Raw genomic sequence first — 20458 nt, 5'->3', positions numbered from 1 at the left:
GGCCCGCTCGCTCCAATCTGGTTCCAGGGCCCTCGCTTCACGCACACGCCGGCGTCACGTCCCAACGCCGGCGTTTTCATTTGTTCACCGCTCCCCTTCCCCTTTGGCCGCGAGGCGATATCGCTTGATCTTCTCGTAGAGCGTCGCCTTGCCGAGTTGCAGCCTGTCTGCCGCGACGGCGACCACGCCGCCGGCCTGCTCCAACGCCTCCGCGATCACCGCCCGCTCGAATTGTTCGACGCGCTCTTTCAAAGGCTGCGCGGCCGCGCCGTCGTCGCCGAAAGACATGACGGGATCGTCGGCGACGCCGAGCACGAAGCGGTCAGCGGCGTTGCGCAGTTCCCGCACGTTGCCCGGCCAGTCGCGCTGCATCAGGCCCGCGCGCTGACGGTCTGTGAGGATCGGCGCCGGGCGTTGATAACGCACCGCCGCGTCCAGCAGGAAGTGTTCGAAAAGCGGCACGATGTCCTCGCGACGCTCACCGAGCGGCGGCAGCGCAATCGTCACCACGTTCAGCCGGTACAGCAGATCGCGCCGGAACGAGCCGTCCGCGACGTGCTCGGCCATGTCGCCCTTGGCTGCGGCGACCACGCGGCAATTCACCCGAATCGGCTGATTCGAGCCGAGCCGTTCCAGCACGCCGTCCTGCAGCACGCGCAGCAGCTTGACCTGTAGTGCGAGCGGCATGCTCTCGATTTCGTCCAGAAACAGCGTGCCGCCCGACGCATGCTCGAGCTTGCCGATCCGCCGTTTCGCCGCGCCGGTGAATGCGCCCGGCTCGTAGCCGAACATTTCCGATTCGAACATCGGCTCCGGCAGCGCGCCACAGTTCACTGCGATAAACGGCTTGTCACGCCGCGGCGACAGTTCATGCAGACTGCGCGCGATCAGCTCCTTGCCCGCGCCGGTGTCGCCGTTGATCAGCACGGAGGCGTCCGTCGGCGCGATATTGGCAATCAACCGCCGCACCTGTTCGATCGCCGGACTCCTGCCGATGATCCGCGGCGCCACCGAACTCTGCTCCGCCAGTTCACGGCGCAACGCGAGGTTTTCCAGCACCAGCTTGCGGCGCTCCAACGCGCGCCGCACGGTTTCGATCAAACGTTCCGACGCGAACGGCTTCTCGATGAAGTCGTACGCGCCGTCGCGCATGGCCTGAACGGCCATTGAAATGTCGCCGTGGCCCGTCACCAGAATCACCGGCACGTCGGGCGCGCGCTCGTGGCATTGCGCAAGCAGGTCGAGGCCGCTTGCGCCCGGCAAGCGAATGTCGCTGACGATCACGCCGGAGAAGTCCGCGCCGATCGTCTTCGCCGCCGATTCCACCGACGCATGGCCGATCACCTCGAAGCCCGCCAGTTGCAGACTCTGCACGCTGGCGCGCCGCACCAGTTCGTCGTCTTCGATATACAGCACTTGCAGGCCGTGATTCAGCATGGCGTTTTCCGTGTGATTCAGGAGCCCGTTGTCAGCGGGTCCGGTGTGTGGCTCGTCTGCACGCGCGCGCGGCGCAGCGTCAACACGAATAATGCACCGCCGCCCGGCGCGTTGCGCGCCACGAGCGAGCCGCCGCAATCGCGCGCGATCGAAGACGATATCGCCAGCCCGAGTCCCAGCCCCTGGCCCATTTCCTTGGTGGTGAAGAACGGCTCGAACAGGCGCGGCAGGACGTCGTCGGCAATACCGGGGCCGTTGTCGCTGACGGCGAACGACAGGTTCGCGTCGGCGACTTCGATCTCGATCGAAATGCGCGGCGAGTTGATGTCGGCAGTCGCATCGAGCGCGTTGCCGAGCAGGTTGATCAGCACCTGTTCGAGGCGCAGATCGTCGCAATGCGCGACCAGTTCGGGATGGTCGTCGGCGAGACTCAGCGGCGCACGCGTGCCGCTTTGCGCATCGAACAGGACGAGTTCGACCTCGACGCCCTGCAAGCGCTTTTGCAGCAGCGCGACGACGTTACGCAACGCCCGCACGATCGGCGCACGCGCACTGCGCGGCCGCGCCCGCCCGACGAACAGTTTCAGCTGATTGGTGATCTTGCCCATGCGCTCAGTGAGCGCCGCGATCGCTTCGAGATTTTCGCGCGCCGACACCTGGTCGCCGCGTTCGAGCAGCACGCGTGTGTTGTCCGAGAAACCGCGCAACGCGGCGAGCGGCTGATTCAGTTCATGCGTAATGCCGGCCGCCATCTGACCGAGCGCGGCGAGCTTGCTCGCCTGGATCAGTTCATCATGCGCGGCGCGCAACTCCTGTTCGGCGCGCGTGCGTTCGGCCACTTCTTTCTGCAACTGTTCGTTCGCCTGCGAGAGATCCGCGGTGCGCTCGGCGACGCGCCGGTTCAGTTCGGCGTACGCCTTTTGCAGCAGCGCGCGGCTGCGCATTACTTCGCGTACGCGAGCACGGCGCATTCTCCAGTAGAACGCGAGCAACACCAGCGATACGTAGCCGAACCCGGTGACGATGGTCGCCTTGCGCGCGTCGGCGTCGACCGGATCGACGGGCGACATGGTGATCAGATGCCAGTCCGGCTCACCCATGCCGCGCCGCGACGCGAGATAGCGTGGCGCATAGCGGCCGCCGCCAATGCGCACGATCTGCGCGTTGCCTTCGAGCGTGCGTTCGATCGACACCGGCAGCGGCGGAATCGGCTGCTGCGCGTATTGACGCGCCTGGTAGATGGAATCGGCGACCGGCCCCGACAGCGGCCGGATCGTGTGGTATTTCCACGCCGGTATCGACGACAGAAAAATCACGCCGTGGTCGTCGGTCACGACGAGCGGCTCGGACGCATCCGCGCCCTGAAACCATTCGAGATCGAGTTTGACGACCGCCACGCCGACAATCCTGCCGTCGCGCCGCACCGGCTGCGAGATGTAGTAGCCCGGCGCCTGCGAAATCGTACCAATGCCGAAGAAGCGGCCCACGCCGCCTTTGACCGCGTCGAGAAAATACGGCCGGAACTGGTAGCCGGCACCGATGAAGCTGCCCGGCCCGCGCCAGTTGCTCGCCGCAACGCAAAAGCCGTCGAGCGGAATGATGTACGTGACGGTGGCGCGCGCGTGGCGGTTCAGGTCTTCGAGATAAAGATTGGCGCGCGCGACATTGGCCGCACTGGGATCGACCAGCACGTCCTGCACGATAGGGTGTTCCGCCAGCAGATAAGGCAGCGATTCGTAGCGTTCGAGCGTGCTCTTCAGCGCGCTCGTGGTACGGTCGACTCGCACCGCGGCGTTGCGCCGCAAATGGTCGATGCCGCTTTGCCACGCGATGCTGTACGTGAGCCCGCACGCTGCCACGAGCCCGGCGACGAGCGCGAAGAGGATCAGCAGGCGGCGCGTCACGTTGGCAATATCCGATCGGTGAGGATCGTTTATTGTGGCATAAGGCGACGTGCCGTCGGCGCAAGCTTCGTCGGCCGACGGCACGGAGGTTCGGCGCGCGGACACCGGTTTCATACGCTGGTATCCGCGGCCGTCGGGGTTGCGCTGGAGCGGGTTGCCGATGCGCCGTTTAAACGCCGGCCGGCTCTTTGATCGCCACGTCGCCGCGCAAGGCGGCGTTCAGCTTGCTGCGGTCCAGTTCCTTTTCCCACGCCGACACGACCACCGTCGCCACACCGTTGCCGACAATGTTGGTCAGCGCGCGGCATTCGCTCATGAAGCGGTCGATACCCAGAATCAGCACCATGCCCGACAGCGGAATGGTCGGCACCACGGCAAGCGTCGCCGCCAGCGTGATGAAGCCCGCGCCCGTCACGCCGCTCGCGCCCTTCGAGGTCAGCATGGTGACCGCGAGCAGCGTGAGCTGCTGCGTCCATGTCAGGTCGGTGTTGGTCGCCTGCGCGATGAACAGCACGGCCATCGTCATATAGATGTTGGTGCCGTCGAGATTGAACGAGTAACCGGTCGGCACCACGAGGCCCACCACCGAACGCGAGCAGCCGAGCCGTTCGAGCTTCAGCATCAGTTGCGGGAGCGCCGCTTCGGACGAGCTCGTGCCGAGCACGATCAGCATCTCTTCCTTGATGTACGCAACGAAGCGCAGGATGTTGAAGCCCACCGCACGCGCGATGATGCCGAGCACCACCACCACGAACACGACCGAGGTCAGATAGAACGTGCCGATCAGCTTGAGCATCGGCAACAGCGAGCCGATACCGTACTTGCCGATCGTGAAGGCCATCGCACCGAACGCGCCGATCGGCGCCAGCTTGGTGATGATGCGCACGATGCCGAACAGCACATGCGAGAGCCCGTCGATAAAGCCCGTCACGACCTTGCCCTTCTCACCGGCCGTGGCGAGCACCGCGCCGAACAGCAGCGCGATCAGCAGGATCTGCAGGATCTCGCCCTGCGCGAACGCCGAGACGAGCGTATCCGGAATGATGTGCATCAGGAAGTCGACCGTGGTCTGCCCGTGCGCTTTCGCGGCGTACGAGGCGACGGCCTTGCCGTCGAGCGTGGCCGGATCGATGTTGAAGCCGACGCCCGGCTTCAGTACATGCGTGGCGATAAGGCCGAGCACCAGTGCGAAGGTCGAGACGATTTCGAAATACAGCAGCGCCTTGCCGCCCACCCGGCCGACTTTCTTCATATCCTCCATGCCGGCAATACCTGTCACCACTGTACAGAAAATGATCGGCCCGATCACCATCTTGATCAGCTTGATGAAGCCGTCGCCGAGCGGCTTCATGTCGACGGCGAGATCCGGGTAGAAATGCCCGAGCCCGATACCGATGATGATCGCCACGATCACCTGGACGTACAGCACTTTGTGGATAGGTTTCTTCACGATGGTTCCTGCGATGTGGATGAGCTCAATGGCCTGCCACGCTGCGCATCATGCGAACGAATAGTCGTCACGCCTGTGCACGGCATCAGACCGCGACAAGACGACGAATTCAGAAATACCGGGAAGGGAAATCGGACATCGTTGTCTCCTTGCTTTAGTTGTCGGACCGTTGCGGCCGCGATATCTGTTTTGCAAGGTCGATGCCAGTTCGACGCCGGGCTCGGCGCTTTGATTCTTATGGGTTTTCTGGCGCTTCACGGCGCACGTCGTCCGGGATTCCGGAAATCCGGACAAGGGGCGTCGGGGAATCCGGAATCCATTGCGACTCCAGCCTCGGGATAACCCCTAAGGATTTCTACGGCGTGCCTTTTGCCCGAAAGCCAGCACGCCTCGCGATCTGCAACCTCTAAACGCCGCCTTCTTCGAGCACCAGCAGATTCTCGTGCGAGAAACCCAGCGAGACCGGCTGCCCGCGTTCGGGCAAACCGCGATTCGGGTCGTTGAACACGTCGAGCGAAATCACCGCGTCTTTCACGCGCGTTCTGATACGCACCACGGCGCCGAGGAAATTCACTTCTTCGACGGTCGCGTTCAGCGTGTTGCGGCCGGGCGCGGCCGGCTCCAGCACGATCGCCTCGGGCCGCAGCGCGAGCAGGCGCTTCTTGCCGGCGTCGTTCGACGGCAACTCCTGCGTGGTGGTCAACTCCTGACCGTCCACCACCATCCTGCCGGTTGCCGGATCGACCACATGACCGGCCAGAATATTCAGCGTGCCGACGAACGACGCGACGAACCGCGTGCGCGGATAGTTATAGATCTCGGAGGGCGAGCCGATCTGCTCGACGCGGCCCTCGTTCATCACGACGATGCGGTCGGAAATCGACAGCGCCTCTTCCTGATCGTGCGTGACGAAAATCGACGTGATACCGAGTTCGCGTTGCAACGCGCGAATGTCCTGACGCAACGAAATGCGGATCTTGGCGTCGAGCGCGGAAAGCGGTTCGTCGAGCAGCAGCACCTGCGGCTTGCCGGCGAGCGCGCGCGCGAGCGCCACGCGCTGCTGCTGGCCGCCCGACAATTGCCACGGATAACGCCCGCCCAGTTGCGGCAGCTTGATCAGTTGCAGCATCTCCTCGACGCGCTGATTGATCTCCGCCTGCGGCCGATGCGTGATCTTCAGCCCGAAGCCGATGTTCTCGGCCACCGTCATGTTCGGAAACAGCGCATACGACTGGAACACCATGCCGACCTTGCGCTGCCGCGTGCGAAGGTGGGTAACGTCCTTGTTGTCCAGCCGGATGACGCCGCGCGTCGGCGTTTCGAAGCCGGCGATCATGCGCAGCACCGTCGTCTTGCCGCAGCCGGACGGCCCGAGGAAAGTAATGAACTCGCCGCGTTCGATCTTCATATCGAAGTGATGCAGCGCCGTGTTCGCCCCGAAGGACTTATGCAGATTTTCGATCTCAAGGAATGCCATGATTCGCTGCCTCAGTCCGTCAAACTCATTGGATCAAACTCATTGATTAAACTTTCTGGCCGCTCATTGCACGGGCCGAGCCGAATACCTGAATCAGCCCCATCGACGCCCACGTAATCACGAACGCAATGATCGCGAGCGCCGACGGTTCATACGCGCGGTTCGCGCCGATCAATTGCAGATACGGACCGAACGCAGGCCGGTCGAGCAGGCTCGCCAGCGTGAATTCGCCGATCACCACCGCAAAGGTGAGAAACGCGCCGGACAGAATGCCCGAACGGATATTCGGAAAGATCACCTTGAAGAGAATGGTCGGCCAGCTCGCGCCGAGACATTCGGCCGCTTCGGTGAGCGAACGCACATCGACCGCGCGCAGGCCGGCATCGACCGCGCGGTACATGTACGGCAGCGAAAGCGTCACGTAGCCGAACACCAGCAACAGATCCGTGGCGCGCTCGTTGCCGGTGAGCGGCAGAATCGAGCTGCTGTTATAGATGCGCAGGTAGCCGAACACGATCACGATAGCCGGCACCACCAGCGGCAACAGCGTGATGAACTCGACCACCGGCCGCAGCTTCGGCAAACGCAACTGCACCCAGTAAGCGGTCGGCACCACCAGCAGCACGCCGACCACGATCGTCAGCAGCGCCATCAGGATCGAATAGCCGAACGAGGCCTGAAAGCGCGGATCGCCGAGCACGACGCTATACGCTTCGAAGCTGTACGCGCCGCGCTTCATGCGCAAGCTGAACTCGAACGTCGCGATCAACGGAATCAGAAAGTACAGCGAACCGACGATCATCGCGGTCCACGCACCCACGCGCGATTGGCTCTTCATCGGCGCCCCCTTTCAGCGCGCGAGCGCAGCCAGATGTAGCCGCCATTCGAGAGGCCGGTAACGAGCACCATGCCGAGCGCGAGTGCGTAGCCGAGATTCTGGTTATGCATCACGTCGCCACGAATCTGCGCGTACAGCAGGATCGTGACGATGTTCAGCGAACTGCCGGTCAGCGCGTAAGCCGTCGCGACCGCACCGAACGAATTGGCGAACAGCAGCAGCGCGGCGCCGAGCACGCTCGGCCACAGCACCGGCAGCGCGACGTAGCGCCAGTATTGAAACGCGGTGCCGCCGAGGCAATCGCAGGCCTCGCGCCATTCGCGCTTCAGGCCGTCGAGCGCAGGCGTGACGATCAGCACCATCAGGGGAATCTGGAAATACAGGTAGGTCAGCGTCAGACCTGAAAAACTCAGGATGCTGAAGCCCGTCGAGTACAGATTGAAGCCGAGGTATTTCTTCAGCAACACGGTGACGAGCCCGACGCGGCCCAGTGTGCAGATGAAAGCGAACGCGAGCGGCACGCCGGCAAAGTTCGACGCGACACCGGAGAACGTCATCAAGGTCGGGCGAATCCAGCCCGGCAGTTTGCCCTGCACCGCCGCCCAGGCGAGCAGCGAACCGATCACCGCACCGCCGAGCGACGAGGCGGCGCTCACCTTGAAGCTGATCCAGTATGCGTCCATCACGGTCGGCTGGAGCAGGTCGCGGAAATTGGCGAGCGTGAAGTGGCCTTGCGAATCCTGGAACGCGCCGACCATCAGGAAGCCGGTCGGCAGAATCAGGAACAGCAGCGCGAAGGTAAAGAACGGCACCACGCCGATCCACGCGAGGAACTGCGACGCGCGCCCCGGACCGTCGACGCGAGGCGTTGGGCTGGGTACAGGCGGAACCAGCAATTCCGGCTGCACCGACCCGGCATCCGATGAAGCGCTCATAGCTCACCCTTGGGGCAATCTGGCAAACGCACCCGGCGCGCTGCGCTCATCACGAGCAGCGGCGCGCCGGTGCGGCAAAACTTCATGCTGCGTTTTTTGTGTCGCGGCGCGCTTGCTCCGCTGCCGCCGCGACCTGCGCGTTACGCCTTACTTGACGTTCGCGCCGACCGCTTCGTCCCAATGCTTCGTGATGGTGTCCTTGTACGCGTCCTGTTGCGACAGCGTCGGGAACACGACGTTCTTGTACGACGAAGGCGGCGGCAGCTTGTCGAGCAACGCTTGCGGCACCTTCTTGCCGCTCACCAGTTCGGTATAGCGCATCGGGTGGCAGTAGCCCTTCAGCCAGCCGATCTGGCCTTCGTCCGAGTACAGATACTCCATCCACAGCTTGGCCGCGTTCGGATGCGGCGCATAAGCGCTGATCGCCTGAACGTACACGCCGGCGACCACGCCCGTCTTCGGAATCACCACCTGCACCTTCGGATTGCCCTTCAGCGTGTCGCGGTCGGCCAGCGCGTTGTAATCCCAGCGCACGATGATCGGCGTGGTGCCTTGCGCGAGCGAGGCCGCCTTGCCGATCACCGGCACGAAGTTGCCATTCTTGTTCAGGTTGGCGAAATAGGTCAGCCCGGCCTGTCCGGCCTTGCTCGCATCGCCTTTGCTTTGCGAGAGGCCGGCTGCATACACGGCCTGGATCGCCTGATTGGCCGAGCGCGGGTCGCCGGCCAGCGAGACGGCATTCTTGTAGTCCGGCTTGAGCAGATCGCTCCAGTCGGACGGCGCCTTGTCGATCATGTCGGCATTGACTTCAAACGAGAGCACGCCGTAGTAATCGCCGTACCAATAGCCGTCGGCGTCTTTCGACTCTTTCGGAATCGAGTTCCACGTGGCGACCTTGTACGGCTGCAGCAGCCCTTCTGCCTTCGCGGTCGGACCGAACGAGAGACCCACGTCGATCACGTCAGGCGCCTGCGGGCCCTTGTTGCCCTTGTTCGCCTTGATGGCTTCGACTTCGTCGCCCGAACCGGCATCCGGATTCAGTTCGTTGATCTTGATGCCGTACTTCTTCTGGAAGCCGGCGACCAGTTCGCCGTAGTTGCACCAGTCGTGCGGCAACGCTATCACGGTGAGCTGGCCTTCCTGCTTCGCGGCGGCGATCAGGACATCGAGCGGCGCGGCCGAAGCGCTGCTGCTGACGCCGGCGGCGGTGACACCCGCAACGGCCGATATCGAAAGTATGCGAGCTAACGCAGTGCGGTTCATGGTCTTCCCCATCCTCTGCCGAAATTGCTACGTTTGGAAAATTTCTGGTTCGAGCTTCAGAGAGCGTGCACGTGCATGGCTGCACCTGCGCGCCCGCACCATGTTCAGGCCGGGTTGGCCGGCGCGGAGAACATGTCGTGTCGCAGTGTATCGATGCGATCTGTACAAATCATGTCGACGCCCCATTGCGCGAGCAGTTGCGCACGCGCCGGGTCGTTGACCGTATAGGCGAGCACGCGCAGGCCGGCGCCATGAATCTCGGCGACCAGCGGCTCGCTCAGATACCGATGGTTCGCGTGAAACGACACGCAGTCGAGTTCACGCACGACACGCAGCCAGTCCGCCGGCACCTCGTCGAACAGCATGCCGCGTTGCAATGACGGCGCCGCGTCGCGCGCGGCGGCCAGTGCCTCGAACGAAAACGACGACAGCAATGGCGGCGTCTGTCCTTGCCATAGCGTCAGCGCGCCGCTTGCCACCAGCGTTCCGGTGATTTCGTCGCGGCCCGGACACGGCTTGATCTCGATGTTGGCGGCAATGCCGTCGCGCGCGCAGCGCCCGGCCGCCTCGGCGAGCGTCGGCAGACGCGTGCCGGCGAATTGCGGTCCGTACCATGTACCGGCGTCGAGCGTGGCCAGTTGCTGCCATGTGTGATCCGCGGCGGCGCCGTGGCCGTTGGTGGTGCGCTCGAGTGTGTCGTCGTGCAGCAGAAAGAGCTGGTTGTCGGCGGATAGCTTGGCGTCGAACTCGACCATGCGGTAGCCATAGCGCACGCAGGCGTCGAAGCCGGCGAGCGTGTTCTCCGGCGCCAGCGAGCCGCCGCAGCGATGCGCGGCCAGTCGCGGATAAGGCCAGTCTGCGGATGAAGCGCGATTAATCCCGTTTCCCACGTCTCGTTACCTTTCAGATAGAGCGGTTGACTATGCTCTCGACACGTTGCCTGCCGCCACTGCTGCCCTGGCCATCAATGAAGCACGCATGCTTCAGGTTGTCCCTTCACGCGCGAGCCTGGCGGGTAGTATCGCGCCAGAGCACGCGCTGCGATAGCCGGATATACGCTTCGTGTTTCCACCGCGCCGGACATCGCGACATCATTGTCAGGATGACGAAGCGTACCGTCATCGAGCAACGTGACACCACATGAGCATCGCGCAGATAGCGGATCCCAGGATCCATTATGGTGACGGCACCATCTGGTCAGATTGCCAAAAAACGCCGCAAAATGCTCGAAATCGGACATTTCAATTCCTTTTCGAACATTTGATGTTCGAAACAGGCTTGGCGCTTCAATCTGCGAAGGCTAAAGTTAAATACACAAACTTGCAAGCTGCCAAAAAAATACAACACAATTCGACTAAAGTAGTACGCTTGACATCGTCCGGACACACATTCGTGACCACGATGTCGCAGTTAACAACAAGCTAAACAAACGCGCGTACGCATCCAGGGAAACATGTATGTGGCAGGAAGACCGTCATCAGAGAATTCGAGCGTTGCTGTCCACGCTTCAACGCGTGTCCACGGAACGGATCATGGCGGACCTCGGGGTGTCGCGCGAAACCGTGCGGCGCGATCTGCTCGACCTCGAAGCGCTCGGTGAACTGCGGCGCGTGCATGGCGGCGCGATCAAGCCCGCGGACGAAGCGCCGATCGCCGAGCGCGTGCACATGCGCGTCAAATCCAAAACCGCCATCGCGAAGGCGGCTACAGGATTGATCGCGAGCGGCCAGACGCTTTTCATCGACGCCGGCACCACCACCACCGCGCTGGCCGAGGAACTGGCGAAGCTCGCGAACCTCACCGTCGTCACCAATTCGATCGACGTCGCGCTGAAGATGCGCGGAGCGGTCGATCAGGCCGAAGCCGCCAACGAAGTCATCCTGCTCGGCGGCTCGATCAGCGACCGCGCGATGGCGACCACCGGCGCCACCACCGTGCTCGACATCCAGCGCTATCGCGCGGACCTTGCGCTGCTGTCGCCCGTCGGCGTCGATCACCGGCATGGCGCGACCAACTACGACCACGCCGAAACCGAAGTGGCGCGCGCGATGGTCGCCAACGCCGACCGCGTGGTGATCCTCGCCGATTACAGCAAGATCGGCCAGCGCAGCCGTATTTCCTACTGCCCAGTCGATCGCATCGACGTGCTCGTCACCAACAAGAAGGCGGCCGAAGCCGCCGATTTTGCGTCGCTGAAAAAGAAGCTCGAAGAGATCGTTCTCGCTTAGGGTCGAGGCCTGTACCCGGGGCTCGATGCGAGGTGCGAGGTGCGAGGTGCGAGGTGCGAGGTGCGAGGTGCGAGGTGCGAGGTGCGAGGTGCGAGGCGTAAGGCGTGAGGCGTGAGGCGTGAGGCGTGAGGCGGGAAGCCTATTCCTTCACGTGCATCGTATCGAGCGCGCGCTTGCGCAGGCGCGTGTCGTGCAACGCGCCGGCTGCGTCGAGCACCGGATAGGCGGTCGAGCAGAATAGCGAATTGAGCCGCTTCATGTCGCTGATCAGATCGAGATGCAGTGCACTGGTCTCGATGCTTCGCAAGGTTTGCCCGGCGAGCCGGTCCAGATGCCGGTATGAATAGGCGCGCTCCAGATCGCGAAAGCGCTCCTTCTCCGCCAGCAGGCGCTCGGCGCACCGCAAGTCGTTATTCAGAAACACCGACAGGCCAAGCTGGAGGTTGCTGACGAGGCGTGCCTGCAAATCGTCCAGTTCACCCAGCCCTTCCTCCGAAAACGACAGCCGGTGAGCGATCTTCTTTTCCTCGATATCGCCCACGATCCGTTCGATGATGTCGCCCGCATGTTCCAGGTTGATCGTCAATGAAATGATGTCGGTCCAGCGGCGGCTGTCGGCTTCGTCGAGCTGCTCGCGCGAGATCAGCGTCAGATAGGTTTTGACCGCGGCGTAGAGCTCGTCCACGTCGTCGTCCATGCGCACCGTTTCCCGCGCCTTGTCCAGATTGTTGTGATGGATCAGGTCCGCGACATTGTCGAGCATGGTGCGCACGATGTCGCCGATCCGCAGCACCTCGCGCGCGGCATGCGCGAGCGCGAGCGTGGGTGTGGACAGCGCGGCGGTGTCCAGGTGGAGCGGCCGTAGCTCGCCGTTCGGCACCGGCCGGTTGGGCAGAATGCGCACACAGATGCGCGCCACCGGATCGATCAGCGACAGGCACGCGCAGCAACGCAGCGCGTTATAGATCAGGTGAAATCCAACGGTTGCTTCACGCGGATTCGCGATCAATACCGGCAGTCCGCGCGCGAGCAGCGAAGTGAACGGCAGGATCAGCAACGCGCCCGCCAGCTTGAACGCAAAACTGCCCAACGCGAGCCGCCGCGCCGCCGCGTTCTGTGCGACGGTGCCGAGGAGCGCCAGCAGGCCGCTGCCCAGATTCGCGCCGATCACGAGGCACAGCGCCACCTTCAGCGAAATCACACCGGATGAGGCAAGCGTCGCGGTCAGCAGCACGGCGGCAAGGCTTGAATAGGACAGCATGGCGAACGCGGCGCCGACCAGCGCGTCGAGCATGGTGTCGCCGGTCAGTGCACCGAACATGACGCGCACGCCGGCGCCTTGCATCATGGGCTGGGCGGCTTCGACGATCAGACGCAGCGCCAGCAGGATCAGCCCGAGGCCGATCAGCGTGCGGCCGGCCTGGCCGAGACGGGTTTGCTTGCGCGACAAAAAGAGCGGCACGCCGAGCAGAATCAGGATCGGCGACAACCAGGACAGATCGAGTGTGAGAACCCGCGCCATCAATGCGGTGCCGACGTCGGCGCCGAGCATGATCGCGAGACCGCTGGCGAGCGGTAAAAGTCCTTGCGCCGCGAACGACGTGACGATGACCGCGGTGGCATTGCTGCTCTGTACCAGACTCGTGACGCCGACACCCGAGAGGAACGCCCGCCAGCGGCTACTGGTGCTGCGCCCCAGCACGCTGCGCAGATCGGCGCCGAGAACCCGCAGGATGCCGGTGCGCACAATGTGTGAACCCCACACGAGGAGCGCCACACCGGCCAGAAGGTTTAGGAGAATCAACATAGGGCACTGCGCATCCGTTCCTGCTGCCATGACCCGAACCGCGTGCCGCGCGAACCGGCACCGGAGCGTATATGACAGTAGTGTTGCACATTTTTGCCATATTGTAATTTTGTGCGTTTAAATATACGCTCGTGCAAAACTGTGGATTGCTGTGTGCCGGCTCATGGCCAGTCATGCATGGCGTTCGACCACACCCCCCTTAAACACGAGGACTCTGGATGAGCCGCAACCTTGCGCTGTTCGACCTGGACCACACGCTGCTGCCGCTCGACAGCGATCAGGCGTGGGCCCACTTCATTGCCGGACTGGGCGTGGAAGGCGCCGTGCGGCACGCGCAGGAAATCGACGATTACTACCGGCAGTATGTGGCCGGCACGCTCGATATGGCCGCCTATCTGAACTATACGCTGGCGCCGCTCGCCCGCCACTCACGCGAGCAACTCAACGCGTGGCACGCGCAGTTCATGCAGCAGGTGATTGCGCCGGCCATCCTGCCTGCCGCGCGCGAACTCGTGCAACGCCATCTGGACGCGGGCGATCTTTGCTGCATCGTCACCGCCACCAATGTGTTCATCACGGAGCCGATCGGCAAGGCGCTCGGTTTCGAGCATCTGCTGGGAATCGAGCTCGGCACCGAAGGCGGCGATCCATCGGCGCGCTTCACGGGCACCGCTGTCGGCACCCCCACCTTCCGCGAAGGCAAGATCACGCGCACCGAGAGTTGGCTGGCTTCGCTCGGGCATCGGCTGCAGGATTTCCACGAGAGCTGGTTCTATAGCGATTCGATCAACGACGTCCCCTTGCTGGAGCGCGTCACCCATCCGGTCGCGACCAATCCCGATCCGCGTTTGCGTGCCGTCGCTTCGGAACGCGGCTGGCCGGTGATCGAGCTGTTTGCCTGAGCTTGCCTGGACCTGGACCTGGGCTTGCGCCTGGCGCTGAGCGGCAGCCGCCGCGCTACACGCGCCCTTTCCACGGCACGAGGCGGCGCTCCAGCGCGCGCATACCCAGATCGAAGAACCAAGCGATCAGCCCGATCAGCACAATGCCCATCACCACCACGTCGGTGCGCAGAAAGCTCGACGCGTTCAGCACCATCTGACCCAACCCCGCAGTGGCCGCGACCATTTCGGCGGCAACCAGCGTGGTCCAGCCGAAACCGATCGCGATACGCAGGCCGGTCAGAATCTCCGGCAGCGCCGCCGGCAAGACCACGTGCCGCACGATCTGCGAGAAGCTGCCGCCCAGTGAATACGCCGCATGAATCTGCTCGATGGTTGCGCTGCGCACGCCGGCGCGCGCGGCCATCGCAATCGGCGCAAAGCAGGCGAGATAGATCACGACGATCTTCGCCGTTTCGTCGATGCCGAACCAGATCACCACCAGCGGCAGATAAGCGAGCGGCGGCAGCGGCCGGTAGAACTCCAGAGGTGGATCGAGCAGGCCGCGCGCGACCCGGCTCACGCCCATCAGAATACCGACCGGCACGGCCGTGACCGCGGCCAGCGCAAACGCACCGAACACACGCAACGCACTCCAGGCGAGATGCTCGGAGAGCGGCAAGCCACCTTGAATGCGGCCATGCCACGCATCGATGAACGCGGCCCATACGGCTTCGGGCGTCGGCAGAAATAGCGGCGGCAACCAGTGCAGATGCGTGGCAAGCCACCACAACGCCGCGAGCGTCGTGACCGACGCCGCGCTGAGTGCCGCGGTCGGCCCTTCGCCGGGCAAACGCCAGCCGCGTACGGGACGCGCGGTCCGTTGCGGCCGCTTGCCGGTTTCGGCGAGCGGCACATTGCCCAATGATTCACGCGAAGCCGTCACGACACCACCTCTTCCTGATTGCGCTCATGCAGGCGGCGCACCAGCCGCTCGCGCCATTCGATGAAATCCGCCGACGACTTGACCGCCCGTGCATCGCGCGTCTGCAGGAAACGCTGCGCGAACGGCAAGTCGTAGCTATCGGCGATGCGGCCCGGACCCGGCGTCATGACGACGAGGCGCGTCGCAAGGAAGAGTGCCTCTTCGACGCTGTGGGTAATGAAGAACACCGTCTTGCGCGTGCGCCCCCACACGTCGAGTACGAGCTCCTGCATCGACTCGCGCGTCATGGCGTCGAGCGCGCCCATCGGTTCGTCCATCAGCAGCACTTGCGGATCGCTTGCCAGCGCGCGCGCAATCCCCACGCGCTGCTGCATGCCGCCCGACAACGCATAGACCTGCGAGCGCGCATGCTTCTCGAGTCCGACGAGCTTCAGCATCTCGAGCGCAATGCGCTCGCGCTCCGCCTTGGGTACGCGCTGAAAACGCAAGCCGAGCGCGACGTTGTCGAGCACGTCGAGCCACGGCATCAACGCATATTTCTGGAACACCACGCCGCGGTCCGCGCCCGGCCCGAGAACGGGCTCGCCGTTCAGCCGCACCTCGCCTTCGGTCGGCTGGATGAAGCCCGCGATGCAGTTGAGCAAGGTCGTCTTGCCGCAACCCGACGCACCCAGCGCAACCACGAACTCGCCGGGCTCGATGCGCAGATCGACATCGGCCAGCGCGACATGCGGCGCCGCGCCACGCGCGCCTTCATAGGCGACTTGCAATTGCCGTATTTCAAGACCGCTCATCGCCGGACCTCGTGATGCTGACTGGAGACAACGCGCGACGCTCAGTGCGCCGCGCGTTGTACGAACTGCGGATCGACGCCGGTCGAATAATCGGCCAGCACATTCTGGATCGTGCCTTGCGTCTTCAGAAACGCCGCGGTGGCAGCCAGCGACTTCGCCGCGCCCGATTGCGCGCCGCCGCCGAGCCATGCGTTCGAAGCCTGCTGGGCCGGCGTCGGGAACGCATACAACGCGAGGCTCGCCGGCACCTCCTGCGCATTGGCGCCGGACTCTTTGGCGACCGCCTCGACCTGCGGCGACGTGGCCGTCCATGCCGACGTGTGATCGCGATAATTCGCGTCGGTCGCGGCGAGCACCTTCACGAAACGCGTGACGAACTCGGGGTTCTGACTCGCGAACTTGCGATCAACCACGAATCCGTCGAAGGTCGCCTTGCCGGTCTGCTGCGCGACCTGTCCCGACGTGATGAGCACCTTGCCGTTCTTCTTGACCTTGGCCAGCACGGGGTCCCAGATGTACGTTGCGTCGATATCGCCGCGCTCCCACGCCGCCGCGATTTCAGGCGGACGCAGGTTGACGATCCTGACGTCGGACGGATTTACACCGGCGCTCTGCAACGCGACCAGCGTATGAAAGTGCGAGGTAGAGACGAACGGCACGCCGATCTTCTTGCCTTTGAGACCGGCGACGCTCGTGACATTGGAGCCGTCGCGCGCGACCAGCGCTTCGGCGTCGTTGATATTGTCGAGAATCCAGAACAGCGAAATATCCACGCCCTGCGACAGCCCTGCTGCGATCGGGCTCGAGCCGGCTTCACCGAGTTGCACCGAGCCGGAGGCCAGCGCGCGGATCACGTCGGCGCCGCTGCCGAGCTTGCGATAGGTGACCTTGTAGCCGGTGGCTTTCTCCACTTCGCCGGTGGCCTGCGCGTAACGCCACGGCACCACCATGTCCTGATACGCGATCACGACTTCTTTGGTGTCGGCGTGCGCCACGGATGCAAACGGCGCGGACAGTGCAAGCAGCGTAGCAAACGCGGCAAGCGAACGGCGGAAGCGGTTCATCGGAAAGCCTCTTTTGTAGGTAAGGTTCGGGAGGCTTTCGACTATAGGCAGTTTGTTCGCGGCCGGTTCTAATTAATCCGCGATTGCTAATCACGCTGTTTTAGCATTGCTTTTCGCGCTGGGTTGGTTGGCGGCGACTGTTGCCGCGGGCAGCCGAACGGTTCCAGCGAATGATGCGGTTTGCCGCGCTTGGGCGCAAGCTGGCCGTTCGGCCGATTGACCTCTAGCCGACCGAGACAGGATCATCTTTGCGTTGCAAAACTTCGCATTCCTATGATCGAATTTTTTAGCCGGCTTAGCTGGTTGTTTTTCAATGTCGGCGTGCCGGTGTGTGCCCCTTTTGCGCTGCTTCCCCTGTTGAGCTTTTCGCGCTTTTATAGGCAGTCGTCGAAGGGGATTGCGATACGCTCGGTCCAGGACGGACAGCTTCTCTGGGTCGTCATTTCGATGTGCGCCGGTGCATGCTACGAGATCGGAAGCGCATTGAGCGGGGCATCCACAAAAAACACGCTGGCTTTCATGCTGGCTGGATTGCTCTGGCATGTTTTGTTTATGGTCGCGGCGTGTATTCTCGTGTCGTTCGGCGCAGCTGACTCGACGCCGCACGGTGGATGTGGCGACGAGCCGCCGGAGCGGAGATTGATGTGGACATCAGTGATCATGACCGCAACGATAGCCGCGACTTTCGCCCTATCTCATTATTCGTTAACCTAACTAATTTAAAGAGGTCTCAGCTATACTTTTAAGCACGTCCAACAGGGAGAACTCAAATGCCCAATCTGATCGACCACATCATGGAGAATCGTGAGCTGCGTTATCGCATCATCGAACTCACCATTCCTTTTTCCATCATCGGCGGAACGATGGCCTCGATCTGCATGCTGCTCGCACGGTATTACCGGTGACTCGCAGATGCGGATCAACCGCGTGTGATTCCAGCGCTCAATGTTTGGCCGCCCAAAGAGAAAAGCCTGCAACACATGCAGGCTTTTCCCAATCTGACAGCCAGCTAGCGAAGATACTCAGACCACGCCGGCTCCATGCGCCTGCAAGTCGGCGTGGTAGCTCGAACGAACCATCGCTCCCACGGCTGCGTGCGTGAAACCCATCTTGTACGCTTCTTCCTCGTACATCCTGAACGTGTCCGGGTGCACGTACGAGCGCACCGGCAGATGGTGTTCCGACGGCTGCAGGTACTGGCCGATCGTCAGCATATCCACGTCGTGTTCGCGCAGGTCGCGCATCACTTGCAGAATCTCTTCTTCGGTTTCGCCGAGGCCGACCATCAAACCGGACTTGGTGGCCACGTCAGGATGCAGTGCCTTGAAGTCCTTCAGCAGCTTCAGCGAATGCGCATAGTCCGAACCCGGACGCGCTTCCTTGTACAGGCGCGGCACCGTTTCGAGGTTGTGATTCATCACATCGGGCGGTGCGGCATTCAGAATACCGAGCGCACGATCCAGACGGCCACGGAAGTCCGGCGTCAGGATTTCGATGCGCGTCTGCGGCGAAAGCTCGCGCGTCTGACGGATACATTCCACGAAGTGAGCCGCGCCGCCGTCACGCAAATCGTCGCGGTCAACGCTGGTGATCACCACGTACTTCAGCTTGAGCGCGGCGATCGTGCGCGCCAGATTGCCTGGTTCGTCGGCGTCGAGCGGATCCGGGCGACCGTGGCCGACGTCGCAGAACGGGCAGCGGCGCGTGCATTTGTCGCCCATGATCATGAAGGTCGCGGTGCCCTTGCCGAAACACTCGCCAATGTTCGGGCAACTCGCTTCTTCACACACCGTATGCAGGTTATGTTCGCGCAGAATCTGCTTGATTTCGTAGAAGCGCGAATTGCCGGTGGCCGCTTTCACGCGAATCCAGTCCGGCTTCTTCAGCTTTTCGATCGGGATGACCTTGATGGGGATACGGGCGGTCTTGGCTTGCGCTTTCTGCTTCGCGGTGGCGTCGTAGGCGGCGGGAGCCGGCACGGCATCAGGAGCGGGAGAAGCTGCGAGGTTCGCGGTAACGTCAGTCATTCGTTCGGTCCAGTCAGGCGGTAAGTGCACCGGCCTGCGGTTGGGCGACGGCCGCGGGACTGCCGTCGAGGTTTGCGGTGAGACATGCTGCAAAGGTACGGGCCACGTCGTTCCAGCCGGCGGTAACGCCTAGCGTTGCCATATCGACTGTTTCGAGCCCCGCGTAGCCGCATGGATTGATGGCGAGAAACGGCCGCAAATCCATGTTCACGTTCAGACTCACGCCGTGATAGCTGCAGCCGTTGCGGATTTTCAAACCCAGCGCCGCGATCTTGGCGCCGGCGTGCGACCCGGCGGCCGGCCCGGGCGCCACATAGATACCGGGGGCGCCCGCCTTTCGTTCTCCGGCGAGATTATACGCCGCAAGCGTGTCGATCACGGCTTGCTCGATCCGCGTAACCAGCTCGCGCACCATCAATTTGCGACGGCGCAAATCGAGCAGCAGGTAGGCAACCACCTGGCCGGGGCCGTGATACGTAATCTGCCCGCCGCGGTCGACTTTAACCAGAGGAATACCGCTGTCAGCCGCCAGCAGGTGCGCTGGGTCGCCGGCCTGGCCTAGCGTGAAAACGGGAGGATGTTCGACCAGCCAGATTTCGTCGGGAGTCTCGGCGGTGCGCCCGTCGGTGAACGCGCGCATGGCTTCGAAACTGGCTTCGTAGGGTTCGGTGCCACGCCAGCGCAGCGCGAGCGGTGCCGTTGCGGGTAAGGGAGTCGGAGAAACCGGGGTGGCGCACATGATCCCGTCAGTTTACCGAAATCTGCGGATCCCCGCCGGGAATGGGGAGGTCCGCAGCGTCGAGTCAAGATAGCGCGGCCGCGCCGGTCATACCAGATGTCGCAGCGCGGTTTGGCCAGTCGTGCTGGCTCAACCATGCAGCGGCCCCATCCGGCCCACCACGCGCCAGTTCCGCCAGTTCCGCCAGTTCCGCGAATTCAGCCAATTCAGCCAATTCAGCCAATTCAGCCAATTCAGCCAATTCAGCCAATTCAGCCAGTCAAACGGTACGCCAGCCGCCCCGTACACGCGCCACCAGCCGTTCGCCGATCCGCGCGAACCAGTTCAGCGCGCGCTCGTCGCAGCGCGTCGGCACTGAAAACGCCACTCTTGCCTGCGTGTCGCCCTCGGCGCTCAGCCACAGCCGTTCGCCGCGCCGAAGCCGCAGCGTATGACCGGGCTGCAGCCAGTAGTCCTCCGTGTCGTCGCTACGCGTGACCCAGATCGCACCGCCGCGAACCACCAGTCTCGTGCTGCGCGCCACCTTCAGGGGAACCGTTTCGCCGTTGCGGATTTCAAACGCGATGCTAGAGGAAATTTCTCGCATGATACCCTCGCCAAAAATCGTTTCGTGACTACAATCCTAGGCGTAGCAAGGGTTTACGCAAAACGATCTATTTTCACCTCTA

Annotated in this window: 20 protein-coding genes; 4 read left to right on the top strand and 16 right to left on the bottom strand. The window is 63.1% G+C overall.

The features are described from left to right. Positions 1 to 84: 84 nt before the first annotated feature. The 8 genes from BXE_RS01320 to ugpQ all read right to left on the bottom strand — a co-directional run bounded on the left by BXE_RS01320 (position 85) and on the right by ugpQ (position 10194). Positions 85 to 1437, bottom strand: a complete 1353-nt coding sequence (locus BXE_RS01320) for a sigma-54-dependent transcriptional regulator (protein WP_011486645.1) — start codon at positions 1435 to 1437, stop codon at positions 85 to 87. 17 nt (positions 1438 to 1454) lie between these two features. Beyond that, positions 1455 to 3455: a sensor histidine kinase gene (locus BXE_RS01315; RefSeq protein WP_011486644.1), complete on the bottom strand. Its 2001-nt coding sequence runs from the start codon at positions 3453 to 3455 to the stop codon at positions 1455 to 1457. 55 nt (positions 3456 to 3510) lie between these two features. After that, positions 3511 to 4791, bottom strand: coding sequence for a dicarboxylate/amino acid:cation symporter (locus tag BXE_RS01310; RefSeq protein WP_011486643.1), 1281 nt, complete (start codon positions 4789 to 4791; stop codon positions 3511 to 3513). 406 nt (positions 4792 to 5197) lie between these two features. Then, the gene (locus BXE_RS01305; protein WP_011486642.1) at positions 5198 to 6268 is read right to left on the bottom strand and encodes an ABC transporter ATP-binding protein; all 1071 of its coding nucleotides are present in this window, start codon (positions 6266 to 6268) and stop codon (positions 5198 to 5200) included. Between the two features lie 46 nt (positions 6269 to 6314). Continuing rightward, entirely contained in the window at positions 6315 to 7106 is a 792-nt protein-coding gene (locus BXE_RS01300; RefSeq protein ID WP_007179495.1) for an ABC transporter permease, read from the bottom strand. Next, entirely contained in the window at positions 7103 to 8041 is a 939-nt protein-coding gene (locus BXE_RS01295) for an ABC transporter permease (RefSeq protein WP_011486641.1), read from the bottom strand. Before BXE_RS01295 ends, BXE_RS01300 begins: the two co-directional genes overlap by 4 nt. Before the next feature lie 147 nt (positions 8042 to 8188). Further along, positions 8189 to 9304: an ABC transporter substrate-binding protein gene (locus tag BXE_RS01290; RefSeq protein ID WP_011486640.1), complete on the bottom strand. Its 1116-nt coding sequence runs from the start codon at positions 9302 to 9304 to the stop codon at positions 8189 to 8191. Positions 9305 to 9408: 104 nt separating this feature from the next. Then, on the bottom strand, positions 9409 to 10194 hold the full coding sequence (gene ugpQ, locus BXE_RS01285; RefSeq protein WP_011486639.1) for a glycerophosphodiester phosphodiesterase: 786 nt from the start codon (positions 10192 to 10194) through the stop codon (positions 9409 to 9411). Between the two features lie 567 nt (positions 10195 to 10761). Here ugpQ and BXE_RS01280 point away from each other — a divergent pair. Then, positions 10762 to 11532, top strand: a complete 771-nt coding sequence (locus BXE_RS01280) for a DeoR/GlpR family DNA-binding transcription regulator (RefSeq protein ID WP_011486637.1) — start codon at positions 10762 to 10764, stop codon at positions 11530 to 11532. 139 nt (positions 11533 to 11671) lie between these two features. Here the strand turns inward: BXE_RS01280 and BXE_RS01275 are convergent, their stop codons facing one another. Beyond that, positions 11672 to 13339, bottom strand: a complete 1668-nt coding sequence (locus BXE_RS01275; RefSeq protein ID WP_038457045.1) for a Na/Pi cotransporter family protein — start codon at positions 13337 to 13339, stop codon at positions 11672 to 11674. A gap of 218 nt (positions 13340 to 13557) precedes the next feature. Between BXE_RS01275 and BXE_RS01270 the strand changes: the two genes are divergently transcribed. Continuing rightward, the gene (locus BXE_RS01270) at positions 13558 to 14241 is read left to right on the top strand and encodes an HAD family hydrolase (protein ID WP_011486635.1); all 684 of its coding nucleotides are present in this window, start codon (positions 13558 to 13560) and stop codon (positions 14239 to 14241) included. A 55-nt stretch (positions 14242 to 14296) separates the two neighbouring features. Here BXE_RS01270 and BXE_RS01265 read toward each other — a convergent pair whose 3' ends face one another. From BXE_RS01265 to tauA, 3 genes are read right to left on the bottom strand one after another with little or no spacing between them, the layout of a single operon-like run. Beyond that, positions 14297 to 15136 (bottom strand): ABC transporter permease subunit, encoded by an 840-nt coding sequence (locus BXE_RS01265; protein WP_233518850.1) that lies wholly within the window; start codon positions 15134 to 15136, stop codon positions 14297 to 14299. 26 nt (positions 15137 to 15162) lie between these two features. Further along, positions 15163 to 15960 (bottom strand): taurine ABC transporter ATP-binding protein, encoded by a 798-nt coding sequence (locus BXE_RS01260; protein ID WP_011486633.1) that lies wholly within the window; start codon positions 15958 to 15960, stop codon positions 15163 to 15165. A gap of 41 nt (positions 15961 to 16001) precedes the next feature. Next, positions 16002 to 17024: a taurine ABC transporter substrate-binding protein gene (tauA, locus tag BXE_RS01255; protein ID WP_011486632.1), complete on the bottom strand. Its 1023-nt coding sequence runs from the start codon at positions 17022 to 17024 to the stop codon at positions 16002 to 16004. Between the two features lie 273 nt (positions 17025 to 17297). Between tauA and BXE_RS01250 the strand changes: the two genes are divergently transcribed. Together BXE_RS01250 and BXE_RS47815 are read left to right on the top strand one after the other, a co-directional pair. Then, on the top strand, positions 17298 to 17738 hold the full coding sequence (locus tag BXE_RS01250; RefSeq protein WP_038457048.1) for a hypothetical protein: 441 nt from the start codon (positions 17298 to 17300) through the stop codon (positions 17736 to 17738). A gap of 56 nt (positions 17739 to 17794) precedes the next feature. Next, a complete protein-coding gene (locus BXE_RS47815; RefSeq protein WP_267886369.1) occupies positions 17795 to 17929 on the top strand; it encodes a hypothetical protein in 135 nt (44 codons plus the stop codon). A 117-nt stretch (positions 17930 to 18046) separates the two neighbouring features. On the opposite strand, the gene lipA is transcribed toward BXE_RS47815, so the two are convergent. From lipA to BXE_RS01235, 4 genes are all read right to left on the bottom strand, one after another. After that, positions 18047 to 19051, bottom strand: a complete 1005-nt coding sequence (gene lipA / locus BXE_RS01245; protein WP_011486629.1) for a lipoyl synthase — start codon at positions 19049 to 19051, stop codon at positions 18047 to 18049. Positions 19052 to 19064: 13 nt separating this feature from the next. Then, positions 19065 to 19790: a lipoyl(octanoyl) transferase LipB gene (lipB, locus tag BXE_RS01240; RefSeq protein WP_011486628.1), complete on the bottom strand. Its 726-nt coding sequence runs from the start codon at positions 19788 to 19790 to the stop codon at positions 19065 to 19067. 64 nt (positions 19791 to 19854) lie between these two features. Beyond that, positions 19855 to 20040, bottom strand: coding sequence for a hypothetical protein (locus BXE_RS46335; protein ID WP_158340932.1), 186 nt, complete (start codon positions 20038 to 20040; stop codon positions 19855 to 19857). 9 nt (positions 20041 to 20049) lie between these two features. Beyond that, positions 20050 to 20376, bottom strand: coding sequence for a DUF2917 domain-containing protein (locus BXE_RS01235; protein WP_011486627.1), 327 nt, complete (start codon positions 20374 to 20376; stop codon positions 20050 to 20052). Positions 20377 to 20458 lie beyond the last annotated feature (82 nt).

The sequence above is a fragment of the Paraburkholderia xenovorans LB400 genome (assembly GCF_000013645.1).
Lineage (GTDB): Bacteria > Pseudomonadota > Gammaproteobacteria > Burkholderiales > Burkholderiaceae > Paraburkholderia > Paraburkholderia xenovorans.
Note: the sequence above shows the minus strand (reverse complement) of the source record. Positions and strands in the feature narration are given on the sequence as shown.

Coding starts and splice junctions, on each gene's coding strand:
- BXE_RS01320 (WP_011486645.1), bottom strand. CDS start 1,437: ATGCTGAATCACGGCCTGCAAGTGCTGTATATCGAAGACGACGAACTG.
- BXE_RS47815 (WP_267886369.1), top strand. CDS start 17,795: ATGCCCAATCTGATCGACCACATCATGGAGAATCGTGAGCTGCGTTAT.
- BXE_RS01250 (WP_038457048.1), top strand. CDS start 17,298: ATGATCGAATTTTTTAGCCGGCTTAGCTGGTTGTTTTTCAATGTCGGC.
- lipA (WP_011486629.1), bottom strand. CDS start 19,051: ATGACTGACGTTACCGCGAACCTCGCAGCTTCTCCCGCTCCTGATGCC.
- BXE_RS01300 (WP_007179495.1), bottom strand. CDS start 7,106: ATGAAGAGCCAATCGCGCGTGGGTGCGTGGACCGCGATGATCGTCGGT.
- BXE_RS01280 (WP_011486637.1), top strand. CDS start 10,762: ATGTGGCAGGAAGACCGTCATCAGAGAATTCGAGCGTTGCTGTCCACG.
- BXE_RS01295 (WP_011486641.1), bottom strand. CDS start 8,041: ATGAGCGCTTCATCGGATGCCGGGTCGGTGCAGCCGGAATTGCTGGTT.
- tauA (WP_011486632.1), bottom strand. CDS start 17,024: ATGAACCGCTTCCGCCGTTCGCTTGCCGCGTTTGCTACGCTGCTTGCA.
- BXE_RS01305 (WP_011486642.1), bottom strand. CDS start 6,268: ATGGCATTCCTTGAGATCGAAAATCTGCATAAGTCCTTCGGGGCGAAC.
- BXE_RS01270 (WP_011486635.1), top strand. CDS start 13,558: ATGAGCCGCAACCTTGCGCTGTTCGACCTGGACCACACGCTGCTGCCG.
- BXE_RS01235 (WP_011486627.1), bottom strand. CDS start 20,376: ATGCGAGAAATTTCCTCTAGCATCGCGTTTGAAATCCGCAACGGCGAA.
- lipB (WP_011486628.1), bottom strand. CDS start 19,790: ATGTGCGCCACCCCGGTTTCTCCGACTCCCTTACCCGCAACGGCACCG.
- BXE_RS01315 (WP_011486644.1), bottom strand. CDS start 3,455: ATGAAACCGGTGTCCGCGCGCCGAACCTCCGTGCCGTCGGCCGACGAA.
- BXE_RS01275 (WP_038457045.1), bottom strand. CDS start 13,339: ATGTTGATTCTCCTAAACCTTCTGGCCGGTGTGGCGCTCCTCGTGTGG.
- BXE_RS01260 (WP_011486633.1), bottom strand. CDS start 15,960: ATGAGCGGTCTTGAAATACGGCAATTGCAAGTCGCCTATGAAGGCGCG.
- BXE_RS01290 (WP_011486640.1), bottom strand. CDS start 9,304: ATGAACCGCACTGCGTTAGCTCGCATACTTTCGATATCGGCCGTTGCG.